The 10,561-nt window shown below is 68.7% G+C and carries 9 protein-coding genes; 7 read left to right on the forward strand and 2 right to left on the reverse strand.

The genetic code is table 11. The features are described from left to right. Positions 1 to 301: 301 nt before the first annotated feature. Complete coding sequence (locus tag V6M56_RS00600) at positions 302 to 1,369, forward strand: Gfo/Idh/MocA family protein (RefSeq protein WP_332680627.1); 1,068 nt, start codon at positions 302 to 304, stop codon at positions 1,367 to 1,369. Here V6M56_RS00600 and V6M56_RS00605 read toward each other — a convergent pair. Further along, positions 1,366 to 2,508: a Gfo/Idh/MocA family protein gene (locus V6M56_RS00605; protein WP_332680628.1), complete on the reverse strand. Its 1,143-nt coding sequence runs from the start codon at positions 2,506 to 2,508 to the stop codon at positions 1,366 to 1,368. The two genes, V6M56_RS00600 and V6M56_RS00605, sit on opposite strands and share 4 nt — an antisense overlap. Before the next feature lie 131 nt (positions 2,509 to 2,639). Between V6M56_RS00605 and V6M56_RS00610 the strand changes: the two genes are divergently transcribed. Beyond that, on the forward strand, positions 2,640 to 3,134 hold the full coding sequence (locus tag V6M56_RS00610) for a hypothetical protein (protein ID WP_332680629.1): 495 nt from the start codon (positions 2,640 to 2,642) through the stop codon (positions 3,132 to 3,134). Positions 3,135 to 3,154: 20 nt separating this feature from the next. Here the strand turns inward: V6M56_RS00610 and V6M56_RS00615 are convergent, their stop codons facing one another. Beyond that, a complete protein-coding gene (locus tag V6M56_RS00615; protein WP_332680630.1) occupies positions 3,155 to 3,691 on the reverse strand; it encodes a hypothetical protein in 537 nt (178 codons plus the stop codon). 266 nt (positions 3,692 to 3,957) lie between these two features. Here V6M56_RS00615 and recA point away from each other — a divergent pair, with 266 nt between their 5' ends. From recA to V6M56_RS00640, 5 genes are all read left to right on the forward strand, one after another. After that, positions 3,958 to 5,004: a recombinase RecA gene (recA, locus tag V6M56_RS00620; RefSeq protein WP_442881043.1), complete on the forward strand. Its 1,047-nt coding sequence runs from the start codon at positions 3,958 to 3,960 to the stop codon at positions 5,002 to 5,004. 197 nt (positions 5,005 to 5,201) lie between these two features. Further along, complete coding sequence (gene alaS / locus V6M56_RS00625; protein ID WP_332680632.1) at positions 5,202 to 7,844, forward strand: alanine--tRNA ligase; 2,643 nt, start codon at positions 5,202 to 5,204, stop codon at positions 7,842 to 7,844. Positions 7,845 to 7,851: 7 nt separating this feature from the next. Then, on the forward strand, positions 7,852 to 9,006 hold the full coding sequence (locus tag V6M56_RS00630; protein ID WP_332680633.1) for a cyclic nucleotide-gated ion channel: 1,155 nt from the start codon (positions 7,852 to 7,854) through the stop codon (positions 9,004 to 9,006). Beyond that, positions 9,003 to 9,632 (forward strand): hypothetical protein, encoded by a 630-nt coding sequence (locus tag V6M56_RS00635; RefSeq protein ID WP_332680634.1) that lies wholly within the window; start codon positions 9,003 to 9,005, stop codon positions 9,630 to 9,632. Before V6M56_RS00630 ends, V6M56_RS00635 begins: the two co-directional genes overlap by 4 nt. A 551-nt stretch (positions 9,633 to 10,183) precedes the next feature. Further along, positions 10,184 to 10,399 carry a DUF4167 domain-containing protein gene (locus V6M56_RS00640; RefSeq protein WP_332680635.1) on the forward strand — a complete coding sequence of 72 codons (216 nt, stop codon included), beginning with the start codon at positions 10,184 to 10,186 and terminating at the stop codon, positions 10,397 to 10,399. Positions 10,400 to 10,561 lie beyond the last annotated feature (162 nt).

Raw genomic sequence — 10,561 nt, forward strand, 5'->3', positions numbered from 1 at the left:
GATCATGATGAACAGGCCGAAACCGCTGAACAGCGCGGCGGTGAGCCGTGCGCTGTCGACCGGGGCGCCCGGCACCCCGGCGGCCGCGCCGCTCCCTGTCTCGCTCATGCCGACCGTCATGCTGTTCCCGACAAGCTCGCCTCGTTCCGCAGGCTGCGCCGCGCCATCGGGCAGAATATGGACACGCAACCTTAAGAGCCTGTAGCCGAAGACTGATGAATCGCCGCGCCCGAAGGGCGCGCAGCGCGGCGGGACCATGGACTTCCGGCCTGGCATGCCCCGAAGAGAGCAAGAGGCCAGCATGGTTCGGCCAGCGGCGGACCCCGCCCCCTTCGCCTGGGGGATCATCGGCACCGGCGCGATCGCCGAATTCTTCGCCGCCGATCTCGGCCTCGTCGCCGGGGCGCGGCTCGGCGCGGTGCATTCACGCCGGCTCGACAAGGCAGAAGACTTCGCCGGCCGCTTCGGCGCCGCAACAGCCTATGACGATCTCGGCGCCTTCCTCGCCGATCCGGCGATCGAGGCCGTCTACATCGCCACGCCGAACCATCTGCATGCGCCGCAGGCGCTCGCCGCCATCGCCGCCGGCAAGCCGGTCCTGATCGAGAAGCCGATCGCGCTCTCGTCCACCGATGCCGAGGCGATCGCCGACGCCGCGCGCGAACGCGGCGTCTTCGCCATGGAGGCGATGTGGACGCGCTTCCTGCCGGCGGTCGCGGCGCTGCGCCGCCATCTCGCCTCAGGACACATCGGTACGCTCCGGCGGTTGCGCGCCGACCTTTCCTATTTCCGCGCGCAGGATCCCGGCAGCCGCTTCTTCGACCCCAGGCTGGGCGGTGGCGCAGCCCTGGATCTCGGCGTCTACCCGGTTTCGCTGGCGCTCCATCTGCTCGGCAGGCCCGAGCGCGTGGAGGGGCGCTGGATCGCGGCTGCGGGCGGCGTCGACCTGCGCTGCGAATTTGCCCTGCACTATCCCGAGGCCACCGCCGAGCTCTCCTGCGGTTTCGACCGCGACGGCGCCAATCTGCTGCGCGTCGAGGGCAGCAAGGGCGAAATCCGGATCGATGCGCCCTTCCTCAAGGCCCAGCGCCTGACGCATTACGCACCGGGCGCCCTCGCCGCGCCATGGCGCGACCGGGGCGGCGCCTCGCTTCTCCGCAAGGTCCTGGACCGGTTGCCGCTGCCGGGAACGCGGCGCGAGGCTTTCGGCTTCCCCGGCAACGGCCTGCAATTCCAGGCGCAGGCCGTGATGGAGGCGGTCCGGGCCGGCGCCCTGAGTTGCGAGACGATGCCGCTCGCCGAAAGCGCGGCGGTTCTGCGCATCATCGAGACCGTGCGGGCGCAGCCTCCGGAGCCCCCTGCCCGCTAGAACGAGCTCCGCATCCGATAGGGCTGCGGCAGCTCGCGCGCGCCATTCAGCGCCAGCGCCAGCTCCGTGATGTGCAGCGCGAGTTCGCCGGAAAAGACCGGCTCGCGGCCCTCGGCGATCGCCGCTACCTGCGCCGCGATGCCGCGCGCGAAATCGATCTGCGACGGGAAGGCCGGCAGCGACGGCCTGGCGCCGGCCGGATACTTCAGGCGCCTGCCCGGCGCCGGCTTCCAGAGCAAGGCCGCACCGAGCCTGGCCTCGACCCGGTTCAGCACCCGGCCGAGCAGCGGGCGCGGCGCCTCGACCTGCTCGAGATGCACGGCCGAGCGGTTGTCCCAGAGATCGCGCACCGTGATCGACCCGCGATCGCCGAAGACCTGCAGCGAACGGTCCTTCGGTGCCGCCAGCCCCGAGCTCAGCCGCGCCACCAGCCCGGAGCGGAACTGCAGGCAGCCCACCGAGAAATCCGGCGCCATGGCGAGCGCCTCCGTCCCCGGCCCCTTGTCGGGGAAGGTCAGCGCCGCGAAGGCGGTGACGCTCTCGACCGGGCCGAACAGCGAGACCAGCCAGGACAAGGCGTAGCCCGCATGCTCCAGCGTGCAGCCGACCTCGAACTCGTGCAGCCCCGGCCAAAGCGCGCCCGAGCGCGAGCGCCAGCTCGCCCATTTGTCGCGGAAGACCGGCCCGTCCTCCATCGCCGCATAGACCAGCCGCGGCGTGCCGATCCGCTCGTCGCGCAGCGCCTGCACCACCAGGTCATGGGCATCGCTCAGCCCGTTGGCGGGCGCGGCAGCGAGCGTCAGGCCGGCCTGGCGCGCCAGCAAGGTCAGCTCCTGCGCCTGCTCGAAGCTCATCGCCAGCGGCTTCTCGCAATAGACATGCTTGCCGGCGGCGAGGGCCCGGCGCGAGATCTCGTAATGGCTCTCCGGGGTCGTCAGATTAACGACGATGCCGACCGCGGGATCGCCGAGCAGCGCTTCCAGATCGGGATAGGCGCAAACGCCGTGGAAGGCGCGGAAGGCTTGCAGCCGCGCCTCATCCCGGTCCCAGACGCCGGCCAGCGCGAGCCCGGGATGGTTGCCCAGGGTCGTCATATAGTAGTCGGCGACGAAACCGGTGCCGACGATCGCGATCTTCATGACTGACCCTCGGGCTGCTCGCTTGCCCGATGCCTTATCGCGCCGAATGCCGACTAATTCGTTGATGAGGCGCGCGCCGCACTCCCGCCAGCCGGTTTGATCGCCCCTCGGCCAGCGATTACCCTGCGGCGATGATGAGAAGGCCGCACCTCGCCTATGGTATCCTGCTGCTGCTCCAGACCCTCTGCGCTGCGCCGCTGCTCTATTACATCCACGCGATCTTTCGGATCGTGACCGAGAGACCCGGCGAGCTGCAGTCGCTGCCCTCCGCCATTCTGGCGCAGGTCGTCGCGGCGATCGTCCTCGGCCAGGCCTGCTACTGGACACGCCTGCGCCGCGTGCCGCTGCCGACGGGCATCCACAGCCCGGTACTCGGCCATGTTCTGGCCTTTGCCGGCCGTCTCGCCTCGATCTTCGGCGGCGCCCTGTTCTCGATCTACTTCCTGCGCCAGCTGCCCTTGCTCGAAGGGCTGAGCCTCGGCGCCGGGCTGCTCTGGCGCTGCGGCCTGGTCTTCGCGGTTCTGTTCGCGATCTATTGCTACACGCTGGAGCTGGAACGGCTCGGCACGGCCTGGCAGACGCCCCCGGGGCCGACCGGAGCGGCACCCGGTACGCGGGCCGGCTAGGGCCTCTTTCGGATATCCCGTCAGCGCAAATTCCGGTCGTCCGACCGATGCCTTCCCCGAAAGCGCGCCAGCCAGGAATACACCCTCTCCCGGGCCGCGCGCGCCAGCGTCATGGCCCGGCGCCAGGCGCCCGTCGTCTTGATCCGCTCGACGACCACCTGCCGGATGCGGTCGAGCCAGGCCATGCAGCGTGCGAACCAGCCGATCGTCAGCAGCTGCCCGCGCCCGGCATGATAGATTCGCTCGACCAGCACGAAGCTGGTCAGATGGCCCAGCGCCATCAGGGCGATGCCGGCGGCGAGAGAGCCGCGCGCCAGCAGGACCAGCGCGACCAGCTTCATCGGCTCGGCCACGACGAAGGGCACCGCCAGCATCGCCAGCACGCCATAGGGTGGCAGGCGCGCGATCGCGGCCTCGATCCGCGCCACGGCCCCGAGCGAACCGAGCCAGGCCAGCAGCGGCCGATAAAGCGGCCACACGAGTTCATCGAGCAGAATGACGAGGCCGACGACGAGATCGACGGGAACGAGAAGAAGGCGAACGAGGCGACTGCGCATGAGCGGGCGGGCCCTTTGGCCGGGTCCCGGTCTCGTAAAGCAGGACGCGAAAACCGGGAACCGGTTTCCGCAAGGATGCTACACTGGCCCCGCTGGCCCGATCACCCGCGAGGCGTGCGATCAAGAGAACAAAAAAAGAACTTGCGCGTGAGAACAAACAGTGACCATAGTTGCGAACCGGCGCGCATTGAGATGTCTTCGCGCCCCTGCCATAAGGAGCGCACGTCGTGAATCAGGCGAATCTCAAGCTCGTGGAAGGCTCTTCGATGGACAAGGCCAAGGCGCTCGACGCCGCGCTCTCGCAGATCGAACGTGCCTTCGGCAAGGGCTCGATCATGCGCCTGGGCAAGAACCAGCAGGCGATCGAGATCGAGACGATCTCGACCGGCTCGCTCGGGCTCGACATCGCGCTCGGCGTCGGCGGCCTGCCCAAGGGCCGCGTCATCGAGATCTACGGGCCGGAATCCTCCGGCAAGACCACGCTCGCGCTGCACACCATCGCCGAGGCGCAGAAGAAGGGTGGCGTCTGCGCCTTCGTCGACGCCGAGCATGCGCTCGACCCGGTCTATGCCCGCAAGCTCGGCGTCAATCTCGACGACCTCCTGATCTCGCAGCCGGACACCGGCGAGCAGGCGCTCGAGATCACCGACACGCTGGTGCGCTCGGGCGCGATCGACGTGCTCGTGATCGACTCGGTCGCCGCGCTGACGCCGCGCGCCGAGATCGAGGGCGAGATGGGCGACGTCCAGCCCGGCCTGCAGGCGCGCCTGATGAGCCAGGCGCTGCGCAAGCTCACCGCCTCGATCTCGCGCTCCAACTGCATGGTCATCTTCATCAACCAGATCCGCATGAAGATCGGCGTGATGTACGGCTCGCCCGAGACGACCACCGGCGGCAACGCCCTCAAGTTCTATGCCTCCGTGCGCCTCGACATCCGCCGCGTCTCGACGCTGAAGGAGCGCGACGAGGCGACCGGCAACCAGGTCCGCGTCAAGGTCGTCAAGAACAAGGTCGCGCCGCCCTTCAAGCAGGTCGAGTTCGACATCATGTTCGGCGAAGGCATCTCGAAATCCGGCGAGTTGATCGATCTCGGCGTCAAGGCCGGCATGGTCGAGAAATCGGGTTCCTGGTTCTCCTTCGACAGCCAGCGCCTCGGCCAGGGCCGCGAGAATGCCAAGGCCTTCCTCAAGGCCAACCCCGACACGGCTGCCAGGATCGAGGCGACCATCCGGCAGAATTCCGGCCTCGTCGCCGAGCGCATCCTCGACGATGCCGATCCGACGGCCGACGATCTCGACGAGGGCGAGGCCTGAGCAGGCCATCTTCCGGCACTCCCGGCAGGACTGGATGGCACGGGCGGCGAAAGCCGCCCGTTTCTTTTTGGCCCCGACGCCTTGCCGGGGGCGTTGCCGGCACCGGCGTTTCTGGACAGGCGCAAAAGCGCTGACTAGAACCTTTCACCCTGCCGGCTGCGCCGGACCCTTGCCAGAGAACCAGAGCCAAGATTGCAATGAGCGGCGTCAACGAGATCCGGTCCACCTTCCTCGACTACTTCAAGGGCCAGGGCCATGAAGTCGTGCCGTCGAGCCCGCTCGTGCCGCGCAACGACCCGACCTTGATGTTCGCCAATTCCGGCATGGTGCAGTTCAAGAACGTCTTCACCGGCCAGGAGAAGCGCCCCTATGCCCGCGCCACCACGGCGCAGAAATGCGTCCGCGCCGGCGGCAAGCACAACGACCTCGACAATGTCGGCTACACCGCCCGCCACCACACCTTCTTCGAGATGCTGGGCAATTTCTCCTTCGGCGACTACTTCAAGGAACAGGCGATCACCCATGCCTGGACGCTGGTCACCCGCGAGTTCGGCCTGCCCAGGGACAAGCTGACGGTCACCGTCTATTCCGAGGACGACGAGGCGCACGGCCTCTGGAAGAAGATCGCCGGCCTGCCGGATTCCCGGATCATCCGCATCGCCACCTCGGATAATTTCTGGCGCATGGGCGATACCGGCCCCTGCGGCCCCTGCTCCGAGATCTTCTACGACCATGGCGACCATATCCCCGGCGGCCCTCCGGGTTCGCCGGACGAGGACGGCGACCGCTTCATCGAGATCTGGAACCTCGTGTTCATGCAGTATGAAGAGGCTGCGGGTGGCATACGCACCGACCTGCCCCGCCCCTCGATTGACACCGGCATGGGGCTGGAGCGCGTCGCCGCCGTGCTCCAGGGCACGCATGACAATTATGCCATCGACCTCTTCGCGGCGCTGATCCGCGCCATCGCCGAACTGACCTCGGTCGCCTCCGACGGGCCGATGAAGGCGAGCCACCGCGTCATCGCCGACCATCTGCGCTGCTCGGCCTTCCTGATCGCCGACGGCGTGCTGCCCTCCAATGAGGGCCGTGGCTATGTGCTGCGCCGGATCATGCGCCGCGGCATGCGCCATGCGCAGTTGCTCGGTGCCAAGGAGCCCCTGCTGCACAAGCTCGTTCCGGTGCTGATCCGCGAGATGGGCCGGGCCTATCCCGAGCTGGTGCGCGCCGAGGCGCTGATCGGCGAGACGCTGAAGCTCGAGGAGAGCCGCTTCCGCACCACCCTGGCGCGCGGCCTCTCGATCCTCGACGACGAGGCCCGCGATCTTTCCAGCGGCGACAAGCTCAAGGGCGACGTCGCCTTCACACTCTACGACACCTATGGCTTCCCGCTCGACCTGACGCAGGACGCGCTGCGCGCCCGCGGCGTCGGCGTCGATGTCGAGGGCTTCGACGCGGCGATGCAGCAGCAGAAGGCCAAGGCCCGCGCCGCCTGGGCCGGCACTGGCGAAGCCGCCACCGAGAAGCTCTGGTTCCCGCTGCGCGAGCGCGTCGGCGCCACCGAATTCCTCGGCTACGACACCGAGACGGCCGAGGGCGTCGTCACGGCGCTGGTCCGCGACAATACCGAGGTCGGGGTTCTGAAGGCCGGCGAGAGCGGGCTCGTCATGCTGAACCAGACGCCGTTCTACGGCGAATCCGGTGGCCAGATCGGCGATACCGGCACGATCTCGGGCGCCGGTTTCAGCGCCGAGGTCTCGGACGTGCAGAAGAAGCTCGGCGATGTCTTCGCTCATGCGGTCAAGGTCGTCTCGGGCGAGATCCGGGTCGGCCAGCCGGCCGAACTCACGGTCGACCATGCCCGGCGCAGCGCCATCCGCGCCAACCATTCGGCGACGCATCTGCTGCACGAGGCGCTGCGCCTCGTGCTCGGCGACCATGTCGCGCAGAAGGGCTCTTTGGTCTCGGCCGACCGCCTGCGCTTCGACTTCTCGCACCCCAAGCCGATCTCGGACGAGGAACTGGCGAAGGTCGAGGAGATCGCCAACGCCATCGTGCTGCGCAACGAGCCGGTGACGACGCGGCTGATGAGCGTCGACGAGGCGATCGCCTCCGGCGCACGCGCCCTCTTCGGCGAGAAATATGGCGACGAGGTCCGCGTCGTCTCGATGGGCACGAACGAGGCCGGCAAGGCCTATTCGGTCGAGCTCTGCGGCGGCACCCACGCGCAGCGCACCGGCGATATCGGCCTCGTCAGCGTCACCGGCGAGAGCGCGGTCGCAGCCGGCGTGCGCCGGCTCGAGGCGATCACCGGGGCCGGCGCGCGCCGCCAGCTCAACGCCGATTCCCGCCGCCTGCGCGAGCTCGCCGGCCTGCTGAAGGTGCCGGCGAGCGAGGCGGAAGCCCGGCTGTCGGCCCTGATCGACGAGCGCCGCAAGCTCGAGCGCGAACTGACCGAGGCCCGCAAGAAGCTCGCCATGGGTGGCGGCGGCGAGGCGCAGGAGCCCGTCCGCGACGTCGCCGGCACGAAGCTGCTGGCGCGCGCGATCAGCGGCGTCGAGATGAAGGACCTGAAGAGCCTGGTCGACGAGGCCAAGGCCCGCCTCGGTTCCGGCGTCGTCGCCATCGTCGGCGTCGCCGGCGACGGCAAGGCCGGCGTCGTCGTCGGCGTCACGCCCGATCTGACCGAGCGCTTCGATGCGGTCGCTTTGGTGCGCTCGGCTTCCGAGGCGCTCGGCGGCAAGGGCGGCGGCGGCCGGCGCGACATGGCCCAGGCCGGTGGGCCGGACGGCAACCGGGCGCAGGAAGCGCTCGAGGCCGTCGCAGCCGCGATGGGCTGAGGCGACGATGGCCGCCGCCCCGCAGCCGATGGCGAGCTGGCGGCGGCAAGCCCATCTGATCATCGATCGCGGCGCCGGCGACGATCTCTCCGTCCGGCTCGTGCATGGCGGGCTCGTCCTGCTCATCGTCGTCAACATCACGGCGCTGGTGCTGGAATCGGTACCGAGCCTGGCGGCGAGCTACAGCCGGCTGTTCCACTGGATCGAGCTGGTCTCGGCCGTGCTGTTCACCATCGAGTATGCGGTGCGGCTGTGGACCGCGCCCGAGCATGCGCGCTATCGCGGCCTCAGTGACGAGGCGGCGCGCCGCGCCTATGCGCTCTCCCCGCCGGCCGTGCTCGATTTCCTGGCGACGGTGCCGCTCTACACCGCCCTGCTCGGCTATGGCGACCTGAAGATCCTCTTGCTCTTCCGGCTGCTGCGCTTCTTCAAGCTCGGCCGCTATTCGCCGGGCATGGCCTCGCTCGCCGCGGCGCTGGTGGCCGAGCGCAAGGCGCTGTTCGCCTGCGTCGTCATCCTGATCGGGGTGATGCTGCTGGCGGCGACCGCGATGCATTTCGCCGAGCACGACGTCCAGCCCGAGAAATTCGCCACCATCCCCGATGCGATGTGGTGGGCGATCATCACCCTGACCACGGTCGGCTATGGCGACGTCTTTCCGACGAGCCCGATCGGCAAGCTCGTCGCCTCGGTCACCGCCGTGATGGGGCTGGTGATGCTCGCCTTGCCCGTCGGCATCGTCGCGACGGCCTTCGCCCAGGAGATCCATCGGCGCGAATTCGTCGTGACCTGGAGCATGATCGCCCGGGTGCCGCTGTTCAGCGGCCTCAATGCCGCCGAGATCGCCGAGATCATGCGTGTCCTGCGGGCGCAGAGCGTGCGCGGCGGTGCCGTCATCCTGCGCCCGGAAGAACCGGCGCAGGCGCTGTATTTCGTCGCCAGCGGCGAGGTCGAGATCATGCGCGAGGAGGCTTGCGAGAAATTGGAGGAAGGCTGCTATTTCGGCGAGCTGCCGCTCGGTTCGGCCGGCGACCGCATCGGGCTGGCGGCGCGTGCCACCGTGGCGAGCAAGCTGCTGGTGCTCGATCCGATCGATTTCCGCGCCCTGACCAGCCGCTATCCCGAGCTCGCGGCGCATCTGCACCGGCTCGCCGGCACATGAGATTTCGACGCCGCCACCTCCTGCTGCTGCTCTGCCTTACGGCCCCGGCCGCCCTGGCGCAGCAGGCAAGGCCGGCCCGGCCGGTCCAGGGCCCGAGCCTTTCGGCGCCGCGGACGCTGATGGCGGGGGCGATGGCGAGCGCCTTCGTCAGCCGCGCTCCCGCCGGCGCCCGCCTCGCCATCGCGCGGCCGACCGACCCGCCGGAAGCCGCCATCGTCGCGGCCCCGCTCGGCGCGGCCTCGGTGCTGGCCCTGCCCGCCCCCGGCGAGGTCGGCAGTTTCGAGCTGCGCCTGCTGGGCGAGGCCGAAGGCAAGCCGGTGATCCTGCTGCGCCAGGTGCTGGCGACGACGCCGCCGGGTGCCACGCTCGCCGCGCCCGGCCGGGTCGGGCGCGCGCAGGCGCTGCCAGTCCGCGGCATCGGCCCCAATGGCGATCGCGACCGCGTCGTCCTGGTCAGGCCCGATGAGCCGGCCGAAGCGGAAGGGCCTTCCTTCTATCCGGCCGAGAATGTCGAGAGCACGCTCGACGCCCCGGCCGAACCGGGCATCTACGAACTGCGCTATGTCATGAACGCGCCGCTCACCGGGCCGCGCGTGCTCGCCCGGCGGGAGATCGTCGTGGAGTGAGCCGCCGGGCGTGCGGGAAGTGCGCGCCCGTCATGCGAGCGCAGCGATGCCGGCAACCTCAATTCGCCACATTGCGCGGCTAGGAATCATCTGTCGATCGAGAGAAGTTCGGCTGGCTCCATTTCCTCGAGATCGAGCGATGAGCCCAATCGCCGCACCAAACGAAGTTTGACCGCTGCCTAGAGCCGGATTCGATCGGATTGAATCAATCGGATCGGTGAATCCGTCTCTAAACTTGAGATGAGAAACCGTTTTTCCGATCAGCTTGCAGTGCAAGCTGATCGGAACGGGCTCTGAGCAGCGCAGCGCATCCGCGCCCTTCGCGATCGACATCCCCACCCCGAAGGCCGCACGGTCACGCCGAGCGGTAAATGGAACTCAATGCAAAACCACTCAGAACAAAAGAAAAACAGCGCACAAGCGCAGCATGCCACCCCGACGGCGATATCGCCGCGGAAATCTCATCCCGACTGGAAGCCGCAACCTTGCGGCCTGACCCGGGAGGAACTCCGCAAGATCGTCGAGGAAATCCTCGGATAAGGGAGGCTGAGATGAACATGCGCCACCCCCGGAATCCCACCCCTGCCGGCCGCTTCGAGCGGCGGGCATCGCGTGACCCACTCACCCAGACAGCCCTCCGTCAAGGCTATGAGCGCTCGCTGGCGCTGGCCAATGCCAAGGCTCTGGCGGGCGACCGGGTCGAAGCCGAGCGTCACTTTCAGCAAGCCGAGCACTATCTTCGTTCGCTGGAAGAGCGCGCCGCCTGAGAGCGGCAGTCCCTCAAACGTCGTGATCGGGATGTTGGCGCGAGCGATAGGCCGGCAGTTCCTCGGCCGCGATGTCGTCCTCGGTGCGGCTACCCTCCAGCCGGCAGAGCTGGTCGAACCAGGGCGCTCGCCCCTCGGTGCCATAGGCGATCGTCGGCGGCA

It is taken from the genome of Allobosea sp. (assembly GCF_036675845.1).
Taxonomy (GTDB): domain Bacteria; phylum Pseudomonadota; class Alphaproteobacteria; order Rhizobiales; family Beijerinckiaceae; genus Allobosea.